Source organism: Parafrankia sp. BMG5.11 (genome assembly GCF_004337455.1).
On sequence record NZ_SJXI01000003.1, the window covers coordinates 1 to 22,682 of the forward strand.

The 22,682-nt window shown below is 73.2% G+C and carries 17 protein-coding genes and 1 tRNA gene; 8 read left to right on the top strand and 10 right to left on the bottom strand.

The window, feature by feature from the left end; genetic code table 11:
* Positions 1-73: 73 nt before the first annotated feature.
* From E0504_RS03410 to E0504_RS03420, 3 genes are read right to left on the bottom strand one after another with little or no spacing between them, the layout of a single operon-like run.
* The gene (locus E0504_RS03410) at positions 74-907 is read right to left on the bottom strand and encodes an enoyl-CoA hydratase (protein ID WP_112108378.1); all 834 of its coding nucleotides are present in this window, start codon (positions 905-907) and stop codon (positions 74-76) included.
* 46 nt (positions 908-953) lie between these two features.
* Positions 954-1,790, bottom strand: a complete 837-nt coding sequence (locus E0504_RS03415; protein WP_112108379.1) for an SDR family oxidoreductase — start codon at positions 1,788-1,790, stop codon at positions 954-956.
* The gene (locus E0504_RS03420; RefSeq protein WP_071060338.1) at positions 1,787-2,725 is read right to left on the bottom strand and encodes a zinc-binding dehydrogenase; all 939 of its coding nucleotides are present in this window, start codon (positions 2,723-2,725) and stop codon (positions 1,787-1,789) included. Before E0504_RS03420 ends, E0504_RS03415 begins: the two co-directional genes overlap by 4 nt.
* Positions 2,726-2,993: 268 nt before the next feature.
* On the opposite strand from E0504_RS03420, the gene E0504_RS03425 reads away from it, so the two are divergent.
* A complete protein-coding gene (locus E0504_RS03425; protein WP_235014640.1) occupies positions 2,994-4,154 on the top strand; it encodes a hypothetical protein in 1,161 nt (386 codons plus the stop codon).
* Positions 4,155-4,173: 19 nt separating this feature from the next.
* On the opposite strand, the gene E0504_RS03430 is transcribed toward E0504_RS03425, so the two are convergent.
* The 4 genes from E0504_RS03430 to E0504_RS03450 form a co-directional block, all read right to left on the bottom strand.
* Complete coding sequence (locus E0504_RS03430; protein WP_235014642.1) at positions 4,174-5,433, bottom strand: choice-of-anchor D domain-containing protein; 1,260 nt, start codon at positions 5,431-5,433, stop codon at positions 4,174-4,176.
* Positions 5,434-5,966: 533 nt separating this feature from the next.
* A complete protein-coding gene (locus E0504_RS03440; protein ID WP_012157783.1) occupies positions 5,967-6,632 on the bottom strand; it encodes a response regulator transcription factor in 666 nt (221 codons plus the stop codon).
* Between the two features lie 461 nt (positions 6,633-7,093).
* Positions 7,094-7,170 (bottom strand) — tRNA-Pro (locus tag E0504_RS03445).
* Between the two features lie 160 nt (positions 7,171-7,330).
* Positions 7,331-8,242 carry a metallophosphoesterase gene (locus E0504_RS03450; RefSeq protein ID WP_112108399.1) on the bottom strand — a complete coding sequence of 304 codons (912 nt, stop codon included), beginning with the start codon at positions 8,240-8,242 and terminating at the stop codon, positions 7,331-7,333.
* A gap of 230 nt (positions 8,243-8,472) precedes the next feature.
* On the opposite strand from E0504_RS03450, the gene E0504_RS03455 reads away from it, so the two are divergent.
* A complete protein-coding gene (locus E0504_RS03455) occupies positions 8,473-8,931 on the top strand; it encodes a GatB/YqeY domain-containing protein (RefSeq protein WP_071066208.1) in 459 nt (152 codons plus the stop codon).
* Between the two features lie 30 nt (positions 8,932-8,961).
* On the opposite strand, the gene E0504_RS03460 is transcribed toward E0504_RS03455, so the two are convergent.
* A complete protein-coding gene (locus E0504_RS03460) occupies positions 8,962-11,304 on the bottom strand; it encodes a penicillin-binding protein (protein ID WP_165938393.1) in 2,343 nt (780 codons plus the stop codon).
* 794 nt (positions 11,305-12,098) lie between these two features.
* Here E0504_RS03460 and E0504_RS03465 point away from each other — a divergent pair.
* Positions 12,099-12,455 carry a WhiB family transcriptional regulator gene (locus tag E0504_RS03465; protein ID WP_071066206.1) on the top strand — a complete coding sequence of 119 codons (357 nt, stop codon included), beginning with the start codon at positions 12,099-12,101 and terminating at the stop codon, positions 12,453-12,455.
* Positions 12,456-12,916: 461 nt separating this feature from the next.
* On the opposite strand, the gene E0504_RS03470 is transcribed toward E0504_RS03465, so the two are convergent.
* A complete protein-coding gene (locus E0504_RS03470) occupies positions 12,917-14,407 on the bottom strand; it encodes an ArsA-related P-loop ATPase (protein ID WP_235014644.1) in 1,491 nt (496 codons plus the stop codon).
* A complete protein-coding gene (locus E0504_RS03475) occupies positions 14,404-15,423 on the bottom strand; it encodes an ArsA-related P-loop ATPase (protein WP_071066205.1) in 1,020 nt (339 codons plus the stop codon). Before E0504_RS03475 ends, E0504_RS03470 begins: the two co-directional genes overlap by 4 nt.
* Before the next feature lie 119 nt (positions 15,424-15,542).
* Between E0504_RS03475 and E0504_RS03480 the strand changes: the two genes are divergently transcribed.
* The 5 genes from E0504_RS03480 (at position 15,543) to E0504_RS03500 (ending at position 22,571) form a co-directional block, all read left to right on the top strand.
* Positions 15,543-15,704 (top strand): DUF4177 domain-containing protein, encoded by a 162-nt coding sequence (locus E0504_RS03480; RefSeq protein ID WP_012157776.1) that lies wholly within the window; start codon positions 15,543-15,545, stop codon positions 15,702-15,704.
* A gap of 88 nt (positions 15,705-15,792) precedes the next feature.
* Positions 15,793-16,284 carry a RidA family protein gene (locus E0504_RS03485; RefSeq protein ID WP_071066204.1) on the top strand — a complete coding sequence of 164 codons (492 nt, stop codon included), beginning with the start codon at positions 15,793-15,795 and terminating at the stop codon, positions 16,282-16,284.
* A 38-nt stretch (positions 16,285-16,322) separates the two neighbouring features.
* Entirely contained in the window at positions 16,323-17,462 is a 1,140-nt protein-coding gene (locus E0504_RS03490) for an NUDIX hydrolase (RefSeq protein ID WP_131621984.1), read from the top strand.
* Positions 17,459-18,238 carry an MBL fold metallo-hydrolase gene (locus E0504_RS03495; RefSeq protein WP_071066202.1) on the top strand — a complete coding sequence of 260 codons (780 nt, stop codon included), beginning with the start codon at positions 17,459-17,461 and terminating at the stop codon, positions 18,236-18,238. Before E0504_RS03490 ends, E0504_RS03495 begins: the two co-directional genes overlap by 4 nt.
* Before the next feature lie 475 nt (positions 18,239-18,713).
* Positions 18,714-22,571, top strand: a complete 3,858-nt coding sequence (locus tag E0504_RS03500) for a tetratricopeptide repeat protein (protein WP_112108384.1) — start codon at positions 18,714-18,716, stop codon at positions 22,569-22,571.
* The last annotated feature ends 111 nt before the right edge of the window (positions 22,572-22,682 follow it).

A 22,682-nucleotide genomic window follows, 5' to 3' on the forward strand; every position in this document is an offset into this window, starting at 1 on the left:
CGACGGCCCGCACCCGACGGCCGGGGCCGGATCGCCGGGTGCCGGATCGCTGTCGCGGTGACCGCGGACCGGGTCAGGCGCGGGTCTGCTGGCGGCCGCGCTGGGTGACGTCGGTGCGCCGGGCGGCGACGTGGCTGGTTCCGGGCCGCCACATCTCGGCCATGAGCCCTTCGGCCAGGTGCGCCTCGTCGAGGGTCGCCGTGTTCGCCAGCTGCCGGTAGTGCAGCAGCAGCCGGCGAACGCTCTGCCCGTCGTTGCTCACGATGTCGCCGGCCAGCCGCCGCGCGCACCCCAGCAGCTCGTCGTGCGGCACGACGTGGTTGACCAGGCCGAGCCGCAGCGCCTCCGCCGCGGTCAGGAAGTTGCCGGTCAACGACATCTCGACGGCCCGGCGCAGCCCGATCGACCGCGCCAGCAGGACTGTGGCCCCGCCGCCCGGCATGATCCCGAGCCGGGCATGGGTGTCGGCGAACAGGGCGCGCTCCGAGGCCACCAGGAACGTGCACTGCAGGGCCAGCTCGAGGCCTCCCGTCACGGCCACGCCGTTGACGGCTCCGATGACCGGCTTGTCGATGACGGGCAGGAACCGGAACAGCCCGTTGTCGTACCGCTCGGGCCCCTCCCCCGGCCCGCGCGGGACGGCGGAGGGCGGCACCTCGCCCGAGACCTCCTTGAGATCGACCCCGGCGCAGAACGCGGGATCGGTGCCGGTCAGGATCACCGCGTCGACGCCGGGATCATCCCCGGCCGCGGCGACGGCGTCCCACAGCGCGTGCGTGAGCGCCCGGCTGAGCGCGTTGCGCGCGGCGGGCCGGTTGAGCGTCACCGTCGTGACGCGGTCCGCGGTCTCGACTACGACGACGGGCTCGCTCTCGCCCACCACCGCCACCCCGCTTCCGTAGGTCATGGATTCACCATCGGGTCAAGGATCCACCGGCTCGGGCGGTGTCCCGCTACCGCACGGCAGCGGCGGCCGGCCCACGCACGGCCGCCGCGACCCCGCCGTCCACGAGGAGGTCGATGCCGCTGACGAAGCGCGCCTGGTCCGACAGGAGGAAGGCGACCACGTCGGCGACGTCCTCGGACTGCCCGATGCGGCCGACCGGGGTCCGTTCGACGAGCGCCTGCATGGAGCTGTGCTCCGCCGCCTCCTGCTTGCCCTGCGGCGTGTCGATGATCCCCGGGGAGAGGGAGCAGACCCGGCCGCCGAGCGGCCCGACCCGGACGGCCTCCTGCTGGGCGAAGCGCTGCACCCCCCGCTTGGCCCACGAGTAGGCCCAGCCCGAGTCCTCGACCGTGGCGCCGAGCGCGGCGTGGATCCGGTCGAGGAGGTCCGGGGCGAGCGGGTCGTCCAGCGCGGCGTCGGCGGTCGGGTGGGGTTCACCGATCGCCAGGATCGGCGCCATCGAGGCGAAGTAGACCGACGCCGTGCCGGCCGTGGTGAGCGGCCGCAGCGCCTGCGCCAGCTGCGCCGTGGCGACCAGGTCGACGGCGAAGATGCGCCGCCAGTCGGCCATGGTCGGGGAGATCCCGGCCGCGTGGGCGACGGCGCGCAGCGTGCCGAGCTCGGCGACCCGGGCGGCGAGCCGCTCCACGCCGTCGACGTCGGTGATGTCCAGGACGAACGGCTCGACGGTGGCCGAACCGGCCTTGGTGAGCTCGCCGACCACTCCGGCGACGGCGGGGTCGCGGTCCACCAGGAGCAGGACGTCCACCAGGTCGACGAGCCGGTGGGCGCAGGCCAGGCCCATGCCGCGGCCGGCCCCCGTCACGATGCCCACGGTGCTCACGGCTCGATCACCACCCGCAGCGCGCCGGCCTTGCGGTCGGCGGCGACCCGGAACGCCTCGGCGGCGTCGGCGATCGGGAACCGGTGGGTGATCAGCGTCCGGGTGATCTCGGGGTCCTTGGCGAGCATGGCCGCCGCGTCCTCCATCTCCCGACCGTTCTCATGGGCGCAGTAGCCCATGGAGGGGATGAGCCGCCCCTCGCGGTGGAACAGCGGGCTCCAGTTGACCCCGACCTTGGCTGCCAGCTGGACCCCCACGCAGACCACCGTGCCACCGGGGGCGACGAGATCGATCGCGCGGTCGAGGCCGCTGTCCGAGCCGGCGGCCTCCACGACGACGTCGTAGAGCCCGTCGTGGGCGAGCGTCGCGCCGAGCCGCTCCCCGGCCTCGGCCTGGTGGGGGTGACGCGCGTCGAGGGCGATCTCGGGTGCGCCCTGGTGCCGCGCACCGGCGACGGCGAGCAGGCCCAGCGCACCGGCCCCGACGACGGCGACCCGGGTGTTCGGCCCGGTGCCGGCGAGCCGCAGGGCGTGCCAGGAGACCGACGCCGGCTCGACCAGCGGGGCGTCGCGGACGTCGAGGCCGGCCGGGAGCGGGACGAGCCGCTCCGAGGGCACGCGGAACTGCTCGGCTATCCCGCCGTCGGCGGTCGCGCCGAGGGCCTGCTTCGTGTGCTGCACGCAGAGGTTGTACCGCCCCTGCCGGCAGAGGTCGCACACCGTGCAGCCCATGATCGCCTCGACGATCGCCGCCGACCCGTCCTCACGCACGCCCGCCAGCTCGTGCCCGATGATCCGTTGGCTGCCTAATCTGATGTACAGGAGGTCGGAGCTACAGATGCTCGCGGCCGCGATCTTCAACACCTCACCGGAGCCGGGCGGCTCCTCGAGGTCGACGACGCTGACGCCGCCGTTGCCGGCACGTACGGCTTTCATGGGAGCTCCCTGACGGTGACGATTCGATCCGCCCTTGTCACCCGCATCACCAGAACGCTGTTCTGACCATGCGGAAACAGCTTCTTCATCGCCGGAATCGTACTCTCAGCACCCCGCCGCGGAAACGGTATCGCCGCTTCCCCACCGGCCCCGCTTTCCGGCGCCGGATCTGACCGCGAGACGTCGCCGCGCCGTCGATATGGTGGGGATCTTCCCGGACGAAACAGTCGCCCACCCGACGGCGGCGGCCGCGGGACAAGGGGCGCACGTGCGGCAACGGGCGACGGCGGTGCTCTCGGTGGCCGCACTGACCATTGCGGCGGTCTGCGGGCTCGCCGCGTGCGGGGGCGCGTCGGGCGACGCCGGCTCGGCCGGCGGCGAGGTCCGCGCCGTCGACGGGCCGGTCGACATGGGTGCCCTCAACGACGTCTGCGCCGGGAACGTGGCCCTCACCTCCGCTCCGCCCTACACCGGGCCGGCACCGCATCCGGTGGCATTGTTCAGCCAGCATCAGGGAAACGACCCCACCGGGTCGACGTTCCCCGTCCGGCTGCTCCAAGACGTGGGCCAGCCCGAGCGCGACGCCTTCCTGGCACGGCCGGCGCAGACCCAGCTCGTCGCGTGCGCCGAGCGGGACGCCCGCGAACCCACCGATGTCATCTGCCGTTTCGACATCGGCAGCCAGAAGCAGGTGCCGTTCTTCCGCACCTCGTACCGGATCACGGTGCGCGCGGCGCACACGGGGCAGGTCGTCGCCACCGTCCCGGTGAACCCGGCCGCCGCGGGGTGCCCGACCTCGGTGAAGGTCGCCTGGAGCGGCGCGGAGGTGTTCAGCGCCCCGACCGACCGTCAGATCGTCACCGCGCTGACGCCCTTCGTTTCCTGGGGCGGAACCGGGACACCGCCGGTGCCCGCGGGCCCGGAGGATGCCCCGGCCGCGGGCGGGGCCCCGGTTGTCGAGGGCTCCGTCCAGATGACGACCGGGCCGGGGGTGGACCCCGCCAGCCCCGCGGTCCGCGCCCATCTCACCTTCTGGGACGCCTTCGCCCGGGCCCAGGAAGGCGACCGCGCCGCCCTCGGCACGCTGCTGGACCAGGTCGACGGATCTTTCTTCGGCACGCTGACGACCATCCTGGACCAGAACCGCGCCATCCCGGGCCGATCCGTCCGCGGGCCGCTGCGGCTCCTGGTCACCGGGGTCTCGGCCGGGCCGGAGGGCGGGGCGGAGGGCGGAGCGGCCGCCGTGGACAGCTGTCTGGACGAGACCGGGCGGGAGACCCTGGAGCAGTCGCTGCCCACCGGGCAGATCGGCATCGCGTCCCGGATCCGGGTGAACCTTGCCCGTGACTCCACCGGCGAGTACCGGGCCACGGGCTTCGCCGATGCGCCACCGGCCCCGTGCCCACCCCCCTCCGGGCGGATCAGCTAGCCCGAGGGCGGAAACGGGTTCAGGAGGCGGAGAGGGTGACCTCGGTCGCGGGCCCGGCGAGATTGTGGTGGATGACCAGGGTGGCCGTCGCATCGGTGCCGCCCTGCGGCGTGTACTCGGGGGTGACGACGCACCGGGCGCCTGTCGGCAGGGACGCGCCCTCGCAGTCGCTCGTGTAGCTGAACGCGGCGGCGTCTGATCCCACGATCTCGACGGACGTGACGGCCAGCGGGTCGTCGCCGGTGCTCTCGACCGTCACCGGCTGGCAGGCGGAGCTGGTGCAGAACACCGTCTCCGGCGTCACGGCGATGCCGGGCTCCGGGCCGGGCGGCGTCGTCCCGGCGCTCCCCTCCAGGTTCACCTCGTTGGCGGGACCGCTGAGATTCTGGTGGATGACCAGCGTCGCGACGGCCGCCTCGCCGCTGTCCAGCGGCACGTAGCCGACGCTGAGGGTGCACTGCCCGCCGGGCGGCAGCTCGGCCTCGCAGCCCGCGTCCACGGAGAACGCATCGGCGTCGGGACCGATGATCTCGGTCGAGGTGACCCGCAGCGTGCCGGTGCCGGTGCTTTCCACGGTCACGGTCCCGGCGCACCCCGAGTCATCGCAACTCAGCGTCTCCGGGGTCACCTCGATGCCCGGCTCACCCGGCCCGCCGCTCGGCCCGCCGTCGTCCGGTGTGGCCGAGGGGTCCGTGTCCTCGGGAACCTCCGGCAGTACCTCGACCTGCTCGGACTCGAAACGGTCACCGGAGTCGTCGTCTGTCGCTTCGGCGACCACCCCGGTCGCCGGGCCGGTCACCTCCAACAGCGCGACGTTCTCCTCGGCCTGCGGGACGAGTCGGTTCGCCCCGTCCACGGAGAAGTGCAGGTTCACCGCGGCCAGCAGCGTGAACCAAGCATCCTTCAGCTCACCGGCGACCTTGTGACGAAGGATCATCAGGGTTCGGTCCGATGGGACGTCCCGCGGCAATGCAACCGATTCGCTGATCGTGAAGGTGCCGATCGGGGTCACCAGGTCACGACTCGCGCTGACGTCGATGTTGCCGTTCTCATCGATGGCGAACACGATGGGCGCGAACGGTGGCTTGTATTCGGCCTGGCAGGCACTGGCGCCGACTAGAACAACGACCGCCAGCAGAAATCCTGCGGCGCGGCGCCGACCGGCCCGGGCCACCGCCGTGAACCCGGTACGATCCTTCCGCCGCCGCCTCCTCGGCTTCGCCGCCACCGCACGGGTCTCGCCTTCCTTCGGTACGCCCGGCCTGAGATCGATGCTCACCTGAGACGTCACTGGAAGGCCCCCCGGCTGTGAGTGAACGGGCGTTTGGCGCGCGGAACCACGCTGGCCCGATGGGCCAGCGCACCCCCCCGTGGCGCGCTGGCCCGGGTTCACCGGACCGGCCGCGGCGGATGTGGCCGGCGATCCGGCTGACCGGCGCGGGTGCCGTTTTCCCACGGGGCGCTGTTTCCCCCGAAGGATGATCGGTCACGAAGATGAGCCTGATCTTTCCGGGAGCGGCCAACATCAGGGGTAGCCCTGAAACCGGGACCGGCTTCGAGTGGCATCCTCGGACAAATGTCCGCCACGGCGCTTCTCACGGATAACCACGCGAATTTCTGTGCCCTGGCAAGCGTCACCCTGACGGCCGGCGGCTACCGGGTCGTCGGTGACGCCGGACAGGATGGGCCGGACTGGCCGCGGCGGTCGCCGTCATCCCGGACATCGTGCTGCTCGTCCTGCAGCTTCCCGACCTCGACGGCCAGTCGGCAGCCGAGCCTGATCGCGTCGTCGGCGCGCCCTGAACACGTCGGTCAGTGATGTGCTCGCAGATAGGTGAGCACCGCGAGAACCCGCCGGTGATCGTCCGGTTCGGGTGCCAGGCCGAGCCGGGTGAAAATGCTGCGCACATGGGATTCGACCGTCTTCGGAGTGAGGACCAGCTGCGCACCGATCGCCTGGTTGGAACGGCCCTCGGCCATCAGCGCGAGCACCTCCCGTTCGCGGGCGGTCAGGGTGTGCAGGGGATCACGCCGCGACCGGGCGGCGATCATCAGGTCGACGACCTCGGGGTCGAGAACGCAGCCGCCCGCCGCGACCCGGGTAACGGCCTCGACGAACGCCTCGATGCCGGTCACGCGCTCTTTGAGTAGATAGCCCACGCCCCGGGCGTTCGCGCCGAAAAGCACCGGAAGGTAATGCGACTCCAGGTAGTGCGAGAGCAGCAGCACCCCGAGGTCCGGATGCCGGGCGCGCAGCTCCACCGCGCTCTCCAGCCCTTCCAGCCGGCCGGTGGGAGGCATGCGGATGTCGATGACCGCGATGTCGGGGCGTAGCGCCGAGACCGCGTTACGCAGCCCGTCGGCGTCGCTCACCTGCCCCACGACCTGGAAGTCGTGCTGCTCCAGCAGCCAGGCGATGGCCTGACGGAACAGCGGCGCGTCGTCCGCCAGGACGACCCGGGTCGGCGTCACACGCATGGGAGCACAGCTCGTATGGACGTCCCACCTCCGGCACGGTCGCCCACCGTCAGCCCGCCGACGACCGCGGCGACCCGGACGACCACGCCGACGGCCACAACACCGAGCACCACAGCCGCCCGTACTCGGTATGGACGAGCCGGCTTGTCCCCCTTGGCACCGCCCCAGCATCCCAGACCCGCCACGAAACGTCACAGACCTGACACAAGGAGATCGCACGTCTTACCGGACCCGCCGCGGGCCCAATCAAGTCGGCACGCCCCGCCGGCCACGTCTCTATGTACGGTTCCGAGCAACCGCGGCGGTTCGAGCCGTCCGAAATCCCCGGCTGTCTCCGGCGACCTCGGGGAGATTCCCGATGAGTTGAATCTTCTCAGTCCGGTGGGCGGAGGGCCGGCGGCTCAGATGGTCACCCAGAGCGGCGAAGAGGCCACTTTCAATGATCGAAAGTGGCCTCTAGCTGGTCGGGGTGGCGGGATTCGAACCCACGACCTCTTCGTCCCGAACGAAGCGCGCTACCAAGCTGCGCCACACCCCGCGACCGTGGCTCAGTGTACTAGACGCAAGGATCCGAGTGGCGTGCCGGGGTGCCCCGGTTTTCGGAACGGTCCACCGGGCCGGCACCGGCGCTCCGCCGGCTCGCCCGCCCTCCAGCCCGCCCTCGGGACCGCCGGCCTGCCCTCCGGGGACGGCACGGATCAGCGACGTTCGGTGAGCGTGAGCAGCGTTGCCTCCGGGCGGCAGTTGAAGCGGAACGGGGCGAACGGTGAGGTACCGAGCCCGGCGGACACGTGCAGCCAGGAGTGCCGCCCGCCCGCCGCGTGCCGCGACAGGCCCCAGGCCCGCTCCCGGCCGATGCCGCAGTTGGTGACCAGCGCGCCGTAGCCGGGCAGCCGGATCTGTCCGCCGTGGGTGTGGCCGGAGAGGATGAGGTCGACCCCGTCCGCCGTGAAGGCGTCCAGCACCCTGGGCTCGGGGGTGTGTGACAGGCCGAGCGCCAGCGCCGCGCCCGGCTCGGGCGGGCCGGAGACCAGGGCGAGCCGGTCGCGGCGCAGGCGGGCGTCGTCGACCCCACGCAGGTCGAGGGTGCGGCCCCCCATGTCGATCGTGCCCCGGATGTTGGTCAGCTCACGCCAGCCGCTGGCCGTGGCGAGCGCGCGGGCGAAACCCGCCCAGTCGAGCGCCGGGCCCTTCGGCCCGGGCGTGTACGTGCGTTCGAGATAGCGGTGTGGGCTGCGCAACGTTGGTGCGTGGTAGTCGTTGTTGCCCGGCACGAACAGGCCGGGGAAAGTGAAGAGCGGGTCGAGCGCGGCGAGCAGCGGGGCCTGGGCCCGGGGGTGCGAGAGCACGTCGCCGGTGAGCACGACGAGGTCGGGGACCAGCCGGGCCAGATCCGACAGCCAGGCGAACTTGCCGTGCTGGTTCGGGGTGACATGCAGGTCCGAGATGTGCAGCAGGCGCAGAGAGGTACTTCCCGGCGCGAGAACCGCCACCTCGCGCCGGCGCAGGGTGTAGGCGGTCCGCTCGTAGACGCCCGCGTAGAGCGCGGTGCCGAGACCCGCGGCCGCGAGCCCCGACACCGCGCGGACAGTTCCCCGGCTCGGTCGCATCGGTCGCATCGCTCCAGTCTCGCCCAGCCGCACGACGGCCCGGCTGCCCGGTGCCACGCCCGCGGACGTGTCCGACCACCCCGGCGGACAGGTCCCGCCACCCCGGCGGACGTCCCCGGTCGCGTCGGCGCCGTCTACCAACGGCCGCACCGGCGCGAACCGGACCAGCGGCTGCACCTGAACGGAAACCGCGTGGCCGCCGGTGCGGGCGGGCCGTAGGCTCGGCGACCATGAGCACACTCAAGGAGCGGCTGCGCGAGGATCTCACTGTCGCCATGCGAGCACGTGACGACCTGCGCCTGTCGACGCTGCGCCTTGCCCTCGCCGCGGTGAAGGACGCGGAGGTCGCCGGCACCACCGCCCGGGAGCTCGACGACGCCGAGGTCGAGAAGATCCTGGCCCGGGAGGTCCGCAAGCGCCGGGAGGCCGCGGAGGCGTTCGCCGCCGCCGGGCGGCCCGAGCAGTCCAGCCGCGAGAACGCCGAGGGTGACGTTCTCGCCGACTACCTGCCCAGCCAGCTCGGCGAGGACGAGCTGCGAGCGATCATCGACGAGGTGATGGCCGAGCTCGGGCTCACCGGCATGAAGGCGATGGGCCAGGTGATGAAGGCCGCGCAGGCTCGCATCGCCGGCCGGGCGGACGGGAGGCGGGTGTCCGAGCTCGTCCGCGCGCGGCTGAGCGAGTCCTGACAGCCGGATCCCGCCGCGCCGCGCCGGCCTTCAGTTCCGGAGCTGGTTGCGCAGGTCCGGCAGCCTCGGGATGCCTGCGCGGCCGTCCCCCGCCGGTGGGGCGGCGGGCTGGCCGGGGCGTGCGCCGGCGCCGTTCGGCAGCAGCACCGCGCCGGTGAGGCCGCCGGACACCTGGAGCACCACCTCGGTGTCCATGGAGACCTCCCCCCCGGGCTCGGGAGCCATGCCGACGACGATCCCGGGCGGGGCCACGTGCGGCACGGTCTCCGAGCGGACCCGGAATCCCAGCGAGCGCAGGGCGTACTCGGCCGCCTGCTGGCTCTGCCCGCGGACGTCCGGCAGGGCCTTCTTGGGCACCTGCGGCTGGGTGTTGTCCGGCGCCGGCAGTGGCATGACGGGCAGCGCCAGGCCGTCGATCGTGCGCGTCATCGTCCGGGCCCAGATCTGGGCCGGGAATCCGCCGCCGAACACCACACGGCTGGTGAGCACGTTGCGAAGCTGATGAGTCGTCGGGCCGCGCGGGTCGGCGAGGGTGACCGCGGTGGCCAGCTGCGGGATGAAACCGGCGAAGGACGCCGTGCTGAATGCCTCGGCCGTTCCGGTCTTGCCCGCCGCCGGACGTCCGATCTGCGCGTTCCCGGACGCGGTCCCGTGGTTGATGACGCCCTGGAGAACCGAGGCGACGGTGTCCGCGATCCCGGGGGCGAGGACCTGTTCGCATGGCTTTCCGGTGTTGAAGGCCAGCGGACGGTCAGCCGTCCCGACGCGCTGTGTGATCGAGAGCACTGTGCGGGGATAGCAGCGGTTTCCGCGGGCGGCGAGCGTCGCGTAGGCGGTGGCGAGGTCCAGCGTGCTGATCTCGTTCGAGCCGAGGATCGCAGAGCCGTCGACCGGTCCGATCCCCCCGCCCCTGCACTCGGGGTTGTTCTCTTCGTTCGGCCGGATCCGGCAGGAGGAGACGCCTAGCCGGCGGGCCATCTCGGCGGTCTTCATGACACCGAGACGCTCGGCGAGCTGGATGTAGTAGGTGTTGACCGAGTTCCAGGTCGCCGTGGTGAGGGAGTAGAAGCCGTCCTCGCTCGGGTCGGCGTTGCTGTAGCAGTTCTTCCCGCCCGGATCGGGGTTGGGGAAGCGCTCCGAGCGATAGCACAGCGGCGAGTGGAAGGTGGTCGACAGCGGGATGTTGTTCTCCAGCGCGGCGGCCAGTGTGAAGACCTTGAACGTGGAGCCGGGCGAGAACGAGTCGGGGTCGACCGGGTAGATCTCCTTGGTGTGGACGAAGTCGGCGGTCAGCGCCGGCGGCTGGTTGTCGTCCGGCGTGCCGTAATCCCGGTTCACGGCGAGCGCCAGCACGTTGCCGGTGCCCGGCTGCACCATCGCGACGCCGGCGGCGACCCGGTTCCCGGTGGGGATCACCTCGCGTGCGGACGTCTGCGCCGCGCCCTGCGCGACCGGGTCGAGCGTGGTCCGGATGGTGAGCCCGCCCTCGAACAACAGCCGGCGGGCGTCCTCGGGGGTGGCGGCGAACGTCCGGTCGGCCAGCAGCACCTGGCGGACGTAGGAGCAGAAGAAGGGGGCTGAGGAGTCCTGGCAGGCGTCCGGTGACCGCGCCGGGCGGTTGAGGACGAGTTCCTCGGCCCGGCCCGCCTTCCACGCGGCGGCGTCGAGGTGGCCGAGCTCGCGCATCCGGTCGAGGACGATGTTGCGGCGTTCCCTGGCGGCCTGCGGGTGAAGCGCCGGGTTGTACGCGGTGGGGTTCTTCACCAGGCCGGCCAGCATCGCCGACTGGGTGACGCCGAGCTGGCTGACGTCGATGTTGAAGTAGTGCCGGGCGGCCGCCTGGACGCCGTACGCGCCGTCGCCGAAATAGGCGATGTTGAGGTACCGCTCGAGGATCTCGTCCTTGGTGAGGTGTTCTTCCAGATACAGTGCGTAACGGGCTTCGCGGAGCTTGCGGTCGACCGTCTGCTCGGTCGCGGCCGCCTTTTCCTCCGGTGTCCGGGCGGAGGCCAGCAGGACGTTCTTCACGTACTGCTGGGTGAGGGTCGATCCGCCCTGGGTGACCCCGCCGGACTCCTGGTTGGCGAGGTACGCGCGGATCATTCCGCGGTAGTCGACGCCGGTGTGCTCGTAGAAGCGCGCGTCCTCGATGTCGATCATCGCCTGGCGCATCTGCGGCGGGACCTTGTCCAGGGTGACGATCTCGCGGTCCTGCTCGCCGCGCAGCACCGCGATCTGGTTTCCGGCGGCGTCCAGGATGCGTGAGGGCTGGGCCAGCGGGGGGACGGTCAGATTCGCGGGGAGAGAAAGGAAATGGTCCGCGCCGCCCTTGGCGGTCACGCCGGCCAGGCCGATGACGGGCAGCGCGAGCATGCCGACCAGAACGCCCGCCACCACGCTGGTGGTGAGGACGCCGAGCAGCCGTTTCGGTGTGACTCGGCGGCGGCGCGCCGAGTCGGGCCCGATATGCCGTGAGGCTGGGCCGGAGGCCGGCGCGGACAGGCCTGATTGCCACGTGGACCGCGCGTCGGCCGCGCCGCGGAGTTTCGACCGGATCACGCCTGGACCCACCGTGGCGCCGGGAACGCTCCGAACACGGCGTGCACGGGGTACGCGGGGAACACGGGGAACGGCTGGGTGCACGGAACGCCCCGGGGCTCGGTCCCGGCTTCGGCGACCGGCGCTTCACCGGTGTTTCGGCCTGGTATGAACACTGAGCCCGGGACCCCCTGCTCGAGTCCTCCGCTGCCGTCGACGATGCCCGCCTTCGTCAGGTGCCCGCACCGGCCGCGGCCGAGGCGCTGATCCAGTACTGCGCTGACCCAAACACCGTGCCCGCCCGGGGCCCGCCAGTCCAGGACTGTGGTCCCGCACACTGCCCGCCCGGGACCACACGGGCACACACGGCAAGGCGTCCGAACGGCTACCTCATCGAGCTAAGACTACGACGCCACAGCAAGGTCACGGTTGCGTCACCGAAGTGACACACGGGCGTCACAGATCGCACTACTGCGGCGATCGGGATCAATGGCCCGGACTAGTCATTTGGACAACCACCCGTGTGGGGTCTGTGCCGTGGCCACGCCACTCCGTACGGTTTCGGTTCAACGCCACGTCACCACCCGCACGGGCCCCCTGACCCGGACTCGAGAAGAAAGGCAGGTGGCATGACCAGTAGCCTGACCCCACCCGTCAGCCTGTCACGCCGTACCAGTACGACCGGGCTCGTCGGCTCCACCACCGACGGCGACTGGACGGCCCACGCCGCCTGTCGCGACCTCGACCCGGATGAGCTCTTCGTCCAGGGAGCGGCCCAGAACCGGGTGAAGACCAGGTGCTTCGGGTGCGTCGTGCGCACCGAGTGCCTGGCGGACGCCCTCGACAACCATGTCGAGTTCGGCGTCTGGGGAGGAATGACCGAGCGGGAGCGCCGCGCGCTGCTCCGCCGCCGTCCGGACGTCACGTCCTGGCGGAAGCTGCTCGCGGACGCCCAGGCGGATCACCGCTCCGCGTCCGCCGGCTAGCCCGGCCTCGAGCCCTCATCCGGAGGTGTCCGACGACAGCGGGGTCGAGCGGACACCACCACCCCGAACGTGACACCAGCAGTACACAGTTGTTTCCATCCGAGTCGCGTATAGCCCGGATGGGCGGTGAAGTCTCCACCAGTGGCGCTGGTCCCCCGCAACATCCCGGGCAACACGTTCCTGTGTATGGCCCGGACGGGCGGAGGCCCTCCTTGGACCCGGGTTCACATCGCACCGGCGCGATTCCCGGGGCCGTCATCTCAGTGCGTCAAGCCAGTTCAGTGCGTTGAGTCAGTGCATCGAGCGAGTGCATCGAGTTCCGTACGCGGTCCCCGACGGGTCCCGCGGAACGACCCTTCGTGCCTACGGCAGGACCCCGCCAGGTGCCTACGCCAGCCACCTCCACGTCGGCCTCCCCCAGAACACGCGCCGCGCGCTCCCACCCGCCGTTCCCCGGCCGGTCAGCCGGCCGCCGCGGCCCGTTCGTCCCCGGCGAGCGCGCGACCGATCTCCCGCAGCCCGGCCAGGTCGTGGACGTCCTCGGACAACGCCTCGACCTCGACGAGTGCCGTGTCCGGATGGGCACTGGTGAACCGTTCACGCAGCCGGACCTCACGTTCGGCGAGCCGCGCCCGGTCGGCGTGGATACGCAGCACAGCCGCGGCCAGCGGATGCTCGCCGTGGTCGGTGAGATTCTCAGCGGCGGCCAGCCCCCGCTCGACGGTCAGCGCGGAGGCGGCGCAGAAGTGCATCCTGTTGACGATCAGTCCCGCGAGCGGCATGCCGTCCGCGTCGAGCCGGTCCACGAAGTAGGACGCCTCCCGCAGCGCGGCCGCCTCGGGCGCCGCGACCACCACGAAAGAGGTGCCGGGCGCCGCGAGCAGGCGGAACGTCTCGTCGGCGCGGGCCCGGAAACCGCCGAACATCGTCTCCAGCGCGGCCACGAACTGGCTCACGTCGGCCAGCAGCTGCGCGCCGAGCACCTTCGTGATGACCCGGGTGAACATGCCCAGGCTGGCTCCGATGACCTTCGCGTACGCCCGGCCACCGGCCTTCGCGGGCGCCAGCAGCAGGCGCAGCAGGCGCCCGTCGAGGAAGTCGCCGAGCCGGTTCGGCGCGTCCAGGAAGTCCAGCGCCGAACGGGTCGGCGGGGTGTCGACGACGATCAGGTCCCAGGAGCCGCTGGCGTCGAGCTGCCCCAGCTTCTCCATCGCCATGTACTCCTGCGTACCGGCGAAGGACGACGACAGCGACTGGTAGAACGGGTTCGCCAGCAGCGCCTCGGCCCGTTCGGGCGTGCTGTGGTCGAGGACGATCTCGTCGAACGTCCGCTTCATGTCGAGCATCATCGCGTCGAGACGGCCACCGGCGGCCGGGTCGACCCCCGCGACCTCGCGGGGGTTGTTGTCGAGCGCGGTCAGGCCGAGCGACTGCGCGAGGCGCCTGGCCGGGTCGATCGTCAGTACCACCACGCGCCGGCCACGCTCGGCGGCGCGCAGCGCGAGCGCGGCGGCGGTCGTGGTCTTGCCGACCCCGCCCGACCCGCAGCACACGATGATCCGCTCGGTGTCGAGCATGGCGTCGACGTCCAACCGCGGGACCCCGAGCGGATGCGGACGCGGCCGCGGCCGGCTCGGCGCCGTCCGCTGACCCCGTCCCGTGGCCCTACGGGCCCCGGTCGCCTTCCGCGGCGATCCGGGCGTCGCCTTCGCCCGCCCCGTGGTGGTCTTCTTCCCCGCAGCGCGTGATCCCGTAGCGCGTGCCCCCGCGGCGCGGGTCGGCTTCCCGGCCGTCGCGCCGGAACCACTCTCACCGGCGCCATCGCCGCCACCGGACGGCGGCCCGCCACCGGCCCGCCCGCGGCCGCCCGTGGAGCCACCGGCCGGGTCCATGCCGGTGGTCGGGTCCATGCCGGTGGTCGGGTCAGCCGGGTTCTCGCCCGCGGGGGTCATGCCACCATCCGCTGGGCTCGGAGCATCTCGGCGAACCGGTAGAGCGAACCGAGATCCACGCCGTCCGCCAGCAGCGGCACCTCGTAGACCGGACGTCCCAGCGCGGCGATCTCGGCACGTTGCGCCGTCTCCAGCGCGACCCGCTCGGCGTGCTGCGCGGCCTCCCAGGCCAGGTTCGAGATCAGTTCCTCGGTCGGCTCGATGCCGGTCTCCTTGATGCCGGTGGCCAGTTCCTCGCGGTCGAGCTGGCCACGCCGGGCCAGGTCGAGATCGCCGGGGGCGAGCAGCGGGCTGCGCACCATGTTCACCACCACCGCGCCGACCGGCAGGCCCACCTCGCGCAGCTCCCGGATGCCGTCCACCGTCTCCTGGACCGGCATCTCCTCGAGCAGGGTGACCAGGTGGACCGCCGCCCGCTCGGGCGCCAGCACCGCCATCACGCTGTCCGCCTGTGCCCTGATCGGGCCCATCCGCGCCAGCCCCGCGACCTCCGCGGTGACGTTCAGAAAACGGGCGATCCGGCCGGTGGGGGGCGCGTCGAGCACGACCGCGTCGTAGGCGAGCCCACTCGGACGGGTGCCGTCCGGCCGGTTGACGGCCTCCTTCACCTTGCCGGTGAGGAGCACGTCACGGACACCGGGGGCGACCGTGGTGGCGAAGTCGACGGCGCCGATGCGGCCGAGCGCCCGACCCGCGCGGCGCAGGTTGTAGAACATCTCGAGGTACTCCAGCAACGCCTCGTCCGCGTCGATGGCCAGCGCGAAGACCTCGCCGCCGCCGGGCGCGCTCGCCACCTTGCGCTCACGGTAGGGCAGCGGCGGGGTATCGAAGAGCTGGGCGATCTGCTGGCGCCCCTCGACCTCGGTCAGCAGCACCCGGCGCCCCCCGGTGGCCAGCGCGACGGCCAGCGCGCCGGCGATCGTGGTCTTTCCCGTGCCGCCCTTGCCGGTGACGATGTGCAACCGACAGTCCCAGGGGCCGGCGGTCGCCGCTGGCGCGTTGTCGTCACCGGTCACGTGCTCGACCGTACCCGTGGGCCGCCGATCCGGACTGCCACGCCCCGGACCCTCGTCACGGCGGCCACACCGCCTACCCAACCGGGTGGCGGTCCGCGGATGCTCTAGGGTCCATCGTCATGCAGACCAAGTGGGAGTACATGACTGCCCCGCTCCTGATCCACGCCACCAAGCAGATCCTCGACAACTTCGGTGCCGACGGCTGGGAGCTCGTCCAGGTCGTCCCCGGGCCCAACCCGGAGAGCCTGGTGGCGTACTTCAAGCGGCCGAAGTCCCAGTAGGGACGTCCGCCCGCGACGGGACGGTCGCCCCCGCCCCCCGCCCCCTGTTCCCTGACGTGCCCTCCTCGACAGAAGGTCGACTCCGACGATGACCGCTCCCGTCCCGCCCGCGGCCGCCACGACGCCGTCCGGGCGGCTCGCCGAGCTCGGGCTGGTCCTCCCGGCGGTGCCCACCCCGGCCGGGGCCTATGTCCCCGCGGTGCGCGACGGCGATCTGGTCTGGACCGCGGGGCAGCTCCCGCTGGTGGCCGGGAAGCTGCTGGCGTCCGGCCTGGTCGGTGCGGAGATCACCGCCGAGCGGGCCGCTGAGCTGGCCCGCGTGTGCGCGCTCAACGCGCTCGCCGCGGCCGCGGCCGCGGCGGGTGGCCTGGACACGATCACCCGGATCGTGAAGGTCGTCGGCTTCGTCGCGAGCGCGCCGGGATTCGTCGGCCAGCCGGTCGTCCTGAACGGCGCCAGCGAGCTGCTCGGCGCCGTCTTCGGTGCCGCCGGACTGCACGCGCGCTCCGCCGTCGGGGTCGCGGCGCTCCCGCTGGGAGCGCCCGTGGAGGTGGAGCTCGTCGCCCGCGTGGCCGGCTGACCTCGGCTTCTGCCGGCCGTACTGTCTACCATCAGGGGATGGCTGATCATCAGGCGGCAATCGTCGCCCGGTTCGGCGCGTCCCGCCGGATGGAACCGGAGGAGGAACTCCGGCTGGCTCGGCTGGCCGCCAACCCGGCACCCGCCCGGGACGCGGCGACCGTTGTGCTCCTGCGCGACGCGCCGGTCGGGTCCGGCATCGAGGCCTACCTGCTCAGGCGCACCCGGGCGATGTCGTTCGCGGGCGGCATGCACGTCTTCCCGGGCGGGCGGGTCGACCCGTCGGACGCCGCCGAGGATCTCCCGTGGGTCGGGCCCTCCGTCGAGGAGGCGATGCCGGGGCTGGACGACGATCCCGCCCGCGCGCGGGCCCTGGTCTGCGCGGCCGTCCGCGAGACCTTCGAGGAGTGCGGCGTCCTGCTCGCCGTACCGACGGGCACATCCGTACCAGCCGGCGGAGCCACGCCGACGGGCAGGAACGTGCCGGCCGGACGTGTCGACGCGGCGGGCGGCGCTGCCGGTACCGGCGATCCGGGCACCGGCGATCCGGGCTGGGCCGCCGAGCGGCGGGCGGTGGAGAGCCACCGCAGTGGCCTCGCCGAGCTGCTGACCCGCCGCGGGCTGGCCCTGCGGGCCGACCTGCTGGCCCCGTGGACCCGTTGGATAGCCCCCGAGCTGGAGCCACGACGGTACGACACCAGGTTCTTCGTCGCCGCGCTGCCGGCCGGGCAGCTGCCGGGCGAGCTCGCGACGGAGCTCTCGACCGAGGCTGACGGAATGCTGTGGATCCGTCCGGCGGAGGCGATGGAGCGGTTTGTCGCCGGCGAGATCGGCATGCTCCCGCCCACCGCCTTCACCCTCGCGGAGCTGTCGGCCTACGACGACGTCGCCGGTGCGCTCGCGGCCGCGCGCACCCGCGACCTGAAGCCGATCATGGCGAGGATCGTCGCCCGCGACGGCACCTGGCAGCTGTCGTTCCCACACCTGTTACCGCCGGACGGTGCCCTCGGCACACCGCCGGACGGTGCCCTCGGCACACCGCCGGACGGTGCCCTCGGCACACCGCCGGACGGTGCCCCCGGCACACCGCCGGACGGTGCCCCCGGCACCGAGCCGGGCACGCCTTCGGGAACCGCCCCGGCACCGGCCGCGGGCACCCGCGGTGGTGTCCCGCGGTGACCGCCCTCCGCCGGGTCACGAAGCTGGCCTCCGTCGTCCTCGCGCCGAATCCCGGCCCGATGACCCTCGACGGCACGAACACCTGGATCCTGCGGTCACCGGGCGACGCCGGCTGCGTGGTGGTCGATCCCGGCCCCGACCACGGCGAGCACCTCGCCCGGGTCGCGGCCGCCGGCCTGGTGCGCACGATCCTGCTGACCCACGGCCACTCCGACCACAGCGAGGGCGCCGCGACGCTGCACGCGCTGACCGGGGCGCAGGTGCGCGCCCTCGACCCAGCGCACCGCCTCGGCTCGGAGGGCCTCGGCGCCGGGGACGTCGTCGCCGCCGCCGGGGTCGAGTTGCGGGTGCTGGCCACCCCTGGGCACACCTCGGACTCGCTGTCCTTCGTGCTGGCCGGCGACGACGAGCACCCGGCCGTGCTCACCGGCGACACGATCCTGGGGCGCGGCAGCACGGTCGTCGCCCATCCCGACGGCCGGCTCGCCGACTACCTCGCGAGCCTGCGCCTGCTGCGCGAGCTCGGCGACACCACCGTGCTGCCCGGCCACGGCCCCGAGCTGCCAGCGGCCGGGCGGGCGGCCGAGGCATACCTGGAGCACCGGGCCCGGCGGCTCGATCAGGTGGTCTCCGCGTTAGCCGATCTGGGTGCGTCGGCCGAGCAGGTGACGCCGATCGACGTGGTCCGGATCGTGTACGCGGACGTCGACGTGGCACTCTGGCCGGCGGCCGAGCTGTCGGTACGGGCCCAGTTGGACTATCTCCGCCCACGCTGAGCCACCCGCCGCCGCGCGCGCGGGGTCACCCCGGCGCACGCCGGTCCGCCACGCCCCGCGCAGGTCAGGGCCCCGGCGGCGGTCACCGCGGGTAGCCGGCGGGGCCGGTGTGGACGTTCAGAGACTGGCCGCAACCTGCCGAAAGACGCGGGTCATATCCCGGAAACCGGGTAGACAAGTGAGCTGCGCCACTATAGAGGCCGGGCCGCTCGCGGTCTGGATCCCCGCGAACGGGGCCAGGTCGGTCATCCGACACACCTTGATCCAGAAAGGGAGACGAAGGCCACTAAACTTTCCGGCGGAGGAGACCGCTCGTGCGCTTTGTGACCCTTTGGACCATTGGTACCGACCGCGGGCCCTCGTACCCGCGGGACGTTACCGACCGCGCGCGCTCCGGTGCCGGCCCCCACCCGGCCTTCCGACCCAGCGGTTCGCGCGGCCCAGCGATCATCCGGCGGAGAGGAACCGATCCACGATGGTGATCAGCTCCCCCACGACCGGTCCCCTGGTCTGTCCCAGATGCGGCACCCCGACGGTGCCCGGCGGGCGGTTCTGCTTCAACTGCGGGCTCCGGTTCACCCAGACCGACACGCCGCGCGCCGAGGCCGCCGAGCGCCGGGTCGTCACCGTCCTGTTCGGCGACCTGTCCGACTTCACCGCCTGGGCGGAGGACCGCGACCCCGAACGGGTCGGCGAGGTCACCGACCGGGTCCTCGCCGCGCTCGCGCGCGAGGTCGACGAGGTCGGCGGGCGGGTCGACAACCTCAGCGGTGACGGGATCATGGCCGTCTTCGGCGCCCCGACGGCGCACGAGGACGACCCGGAACGCGCCGTGCGCGCCGCGGCGGCGATGCAGGAGACGGCCCGTCGCCTGATCAAGGACGAGGGCGGCGACAGCAGCCCGCTCGGCCTGCGGGTCGGCGTCAACACCGGCGAGGTGCTCGCCGGCGTGCAGGCGGCGCTGTCATACACGGTCATCGGGGACACGGTGAACACCGCCGCGCGGTTGTCCGGCGCGGCGGCGGTGGGCACCGTCTACGCCGGCCGGGACACAGTCACCGCCACCCGCTCCGTCGCCACCTGGCGCGATCTGCCGCCCCTGGTGCTCAAGGGCAAGCGCGAGCCGGTGCCCGCCTACGAGCTGGTCAGTCTGCGCCCGTCCAACATCGCCCGGCCGGGCCTGGCCGACGACGCGACGTTCATCGGGCGCGAGCAGGAGCTGGCCGAGCTCAGCCGCTACTTCGCCGGCGTGGTCGACGCCGGCCAGCCCGACATGGCGGTGGTCATCGGCGAGGCCGGCATCGGCAAGACCCGGCTGGCCCGGGAGCTCGCCGAGACCGCCGAGGCGACCGCGGGCGCGACCGTGCTGTGGGGGCGCACCGTGCGCCACGGCGACGTCCGCGACCTCGCCCCGCTGATCGACCTCATCCGCGGGGCGTGCGGCATCACCGACGGCGACACCCTCGACCGGGTCGCCGACCGGGTACGCCGCACGGTCGCCGGCCTCACCCATCCGATCTTCGAAACGAAGCTGCCGAGCGGCATCGGGGACCGCCTGCTCGGGATGCTCGGCGTGCCGCCGGACCGCCGTCCCAGCGCCGGGGCGACCACCCCGCCGGGTGACCCGGTCGGCCGGGCCTCCCACGGCGAGGCTGTCCAGCGGGCCGCCGACGACGCCGTCGAGACCGTCGGCCTCCTGCTGAGCGCGCTGGCGGTCCGCAACCCGGTGCTGGTCGTCGTCGACGACCTGGAGTGGGCGACCAGCCGGCTGACGACGGCCCTGCGGCGGCTGACGACGACCCTCAACGGCCCGGTGATGCTCGTCCTGCTCGACCGGGAGAGCCCGCAGTTCTCCGATCTCGTCGGCGCGCGCCGCATCGCGCTCAGCCCGCTGCCGGAGAGCGCGGCGCGTGCCCTGCTCAAGGACTACCTGGGCGAGCCCGGCCTGTCCCGGGCGACCCAGGCCGAGCTGCTGGCCCGGGTGCACGGGAACCCGTTCTTCCTGACCGAGCTGCTCAACCTGCTGGTGGACCGCGGTCTGCTGCACCAGGTGCCCGACCCTGGCGGCGAGGGGATGCGCTGGGTGCTGGAGGGCTCGCTGGCCGCGACCGTCCTGCCCGCCGGTGTCCAGTCGGTGCTGGCAGCCAGGATCGACGACCTGGACGCGGCCGCCAAGGCGGCGCTGCGGGCGGCGGCCGTGCTCGGCCCGCGCTTCCCCGCCGAGGCGCTCCAGGTGGTCGGCGAGCGCCCGGCGGCCGAGGTCGAACGCGCGCTGTCGGTGCTCACCGAGCGCCAGCTCGTCCGCCCACCGCGGCAGGGCGAGACCCTGTGGCGGTTCGTCCACCCGATGGCGCGCGACGTCGCCTACTCGGGCCTGCCGAAGGTGGAGCGGGCCCGCCGGCACGCCACGGCGGCGCGCTGGGGCGTCACGGCGATGATCGGTTCGTCCCGCGAGGTGTCGACCTTCGTCGCCACCCACGCGCTGCGCGCCTACGACCTGGCCGCCTCGATGGCGCTGCCCGCGGGTGACCCGGCCTGGTCGGCGCGGGAGGCCGGCTTCCACGCGCACGTCCGGCTGGCCCGCTCGGCGCTCGCCCGCGACGACCATCGGGCCGCGGCGGACCTGCTCGCCGACGCCCGCCGGCTCGGGCGGGGCGTCATCGACGGCGACGACGACATCAACGTGCGGATCCTGCACGCCGAGGCGCTGGTCTGGCTGCGCCGGCTCGACGAGGCGGAGCGGACGCTGCGCCCGGCGCTGCGGGTGAACGTCCCGAGCCGGCGGGCCGCCGCCTACGCGGTGCTCGGTGAGCTACGGCAGAAGCAGGGCCGTGGCGAGGAGGCCCGCCAGTCGCTGATCACGGCGCTGGAGGCCGCGCACCGGGCCGGCGACGACCGGGCGGTGGCCGCGGCGCTGCGCCGGCTCGGCCTGCTCGAATACGCCGCCGGCCGCATCCAGGCCGCGGAGGAGCGCTACCGCGAAGCACTCTCGCTCGCCCGCCGCGTCGACGACCCCCGCGGGGTCGGCTGGGCGCTGCAGCACCTGGCGTGGAGCGCCACCACCCGCGGGGACTACGCGAAGGCCGAGCGCACGCTGCGCGAGGCGTCCGCGGTGTTCGAGCGGCTGGAGGACGCCGGCGGGCTCGGCTGGTGCTCGGGCACCGAGGCCCTCGTCCTGCTGCTCTCGGGTCAGCTCACCCGGACCCGCAAGGTCTCCCGCGTGCTCATCAACCTCGCCGAGTCGATGCGCGAGCGCTGGGGGCAGGCGGTCTGCCTGACGATCGACGCGGTCGCCGCGGCCGAGCTCGGCGACATCGAGACCGCCGAGAGCGAGGCGGCCCGCGCGGCGGAGCTGTTCACCGAGACCGGCGACAGTTGGGGGCGCACCCTGACCCTCATCGCGCGCGGGCTGGCCGCCCGTGGGGCTGGCCGCCCCCGGCGCGGTGCGGACCTGCTGACCGAGGCGTGCGCGGAGGCGGCGTCCACCGGGCATGTGCTCATCGGCGCCTTCGCCCAGGTGCTGCTCGGCCTGACCAGGCTGGACGCCGGCGAGGTGGATGCCGCGGAGGAGGCCGCCCGGCGCGCCCTGGCCGACCTGGACCGGCTGGAACTGCGCCCGCACGCCCAGCTCGGGGCGAAGGTGCTCGTCGCGCAGATCGCGCGGGCGCGCGGGCGCCTCGACGAGGCGATCACCGAGCTGCGGGGGGCGCTGTCCGCCAGCGAGCCGGCGACGCTGATGTTCCCGCGCCGGCAGGCCTACGCCCACCTCGCGGGCACCCTGCTCGACGCGGGCGAGCCCGACGAGGCCCTGCGGGTGGCCCGCCAGGCGGTCGGAGTGGACGCCGAGGACGTCCGGGCACAGGTGCTGGCATACCGGGCGCTGGGGACGGTCCTGGCGGCGCACGGTGACGTCGAGGGCAGCCGCGAGGCCTACGAGCAGGCCCTGGCCGCCGCGACGGCCACCGGCGCGGTCAGCGAGGCGCCGCAGACCCGGCGGCTGCTCGCGGCCCTGCCGGGATCCGCCCCGGAAGCCCTCGACGCACCGGACGGGCTCAGCGCACCGGAAGGGCTCGGCGCAGCAGACGGACCGGGCGTGGCGGACGGGCTGGGCACACCACACCAGGACGGGCTGGCCGCCCAGGATGACCTGAGCGCACAGGACGGGCTGGGCGCGGCGGCCGCGCTGGCGAAGGTGAGCGTGAACGGGACGAGGGCGCGGGCCAGGACGGCGGCGCGCCTGCCGGGATCACCGGTGGTCGTGCCGGTGGCCGACCCGTCCGGTGAGGCCGTGCCCTCGGTGGAGATGCCGCCCGCCGAGGGCACCAGCCGGTAGCCGGGTACCGCTGAGGACGTCTGCCGCACGGATGCGTCCCCCGGATCCGGCGGCGGCGGCGGATCCGGGGGACGAACGGGCAGGGGACAGGCCGGTTTTCAAACCGGCGGT

Excerpts from the sequence above, each read along its gene's own strand:
- E0504_RS03410 (WP_112108378.1), bottom strand. The coding sequence starts at position 907 with ATGACCTACGGAAGCGGGGTGGCGGTGGTGGGCGAGAGCGAGCCCGTC.
- E0504_RS03470 (WP_235014644.1), bottom strand. The coding sequence starts at position 14,407 with ATGACCCCCGCGGGCGAGAACCCGGCTGACCCGACCACCGGCATGGAC.
- E0504_RS03440 (WP_012157783.1), bottom strand. The coding sequence starts at position 6,632 with ATGCGTGTGACGCCGACCCGGGTCGTCCTGGCGGACGACGCGCCGCTG.
- E0504_RS03460 (WP_165938393.1), bottom strand. The coding sequence starts at position 11,304 with ATGCTCGCGCTGCCCGTCATCGGCCTGGCCGGCGTGACCGCCAAGGGC.
- E0504_RS03450 (WP_112108399.1), bottom strand. The coding sequence starts at position 8,242 with ATGCGACCGAGCCGGGGAACTGTCCGCGCGGTGTCGGGGCTCGCGGCC.
- E0504_RS03500 (WP_112108384.1), top strand. The coding sequence starts at position 18,714 with ATGGTGATCAGCTCCCCCACGACCGGTCCCCTGGTCTGTCCCAGATGC.
- E0504_RS03420 (WP_071060338.1), bottom strand. The coding sequence starts at position 2,725 with ATGAAAGCCGTACGTGCCGGCAACGGCGGCGTCAGCGTCGTCGACCTC.
- E0504_RS03480 (WP_012157776.1), top strand. The coding sequence starts at position 15,543 with ATGCAGACCAAGTGGGAGTACATGACTGCCCCGCTCCTGATCCACGCC.
- E0504_RS03465 (WP_071066206.1), top strand. The coding sequence starts at position 12,099 with ATGACCAGTAGCCTGACCCCACCCGTCAGCCTGTCACGCCGTACCAGT.
- E0504_RS03490 (WP_131621984.1), top strand. The coding sequence starts at position 16,323 with ATGGCTGATCATCAGGCGGCAATCGTCGCCCGGTTCGGCGCGTCCCGC.
- E0504_RS03455 (WP_071066208.1), top strand. The coding sequence starts at position 8,473 with ATGAGCACACTCAAGGAGCGGCTGCGCGAGGATCTCACTGTCGCCATG.
- E0504_RS03485 (WP_071066204.1), top strand. The coding sequence starts at position 15,793 with ATGACCGCTCCCGTCCCGCCCGCGGCCGCCACGACGCCGTCCGGGCGG.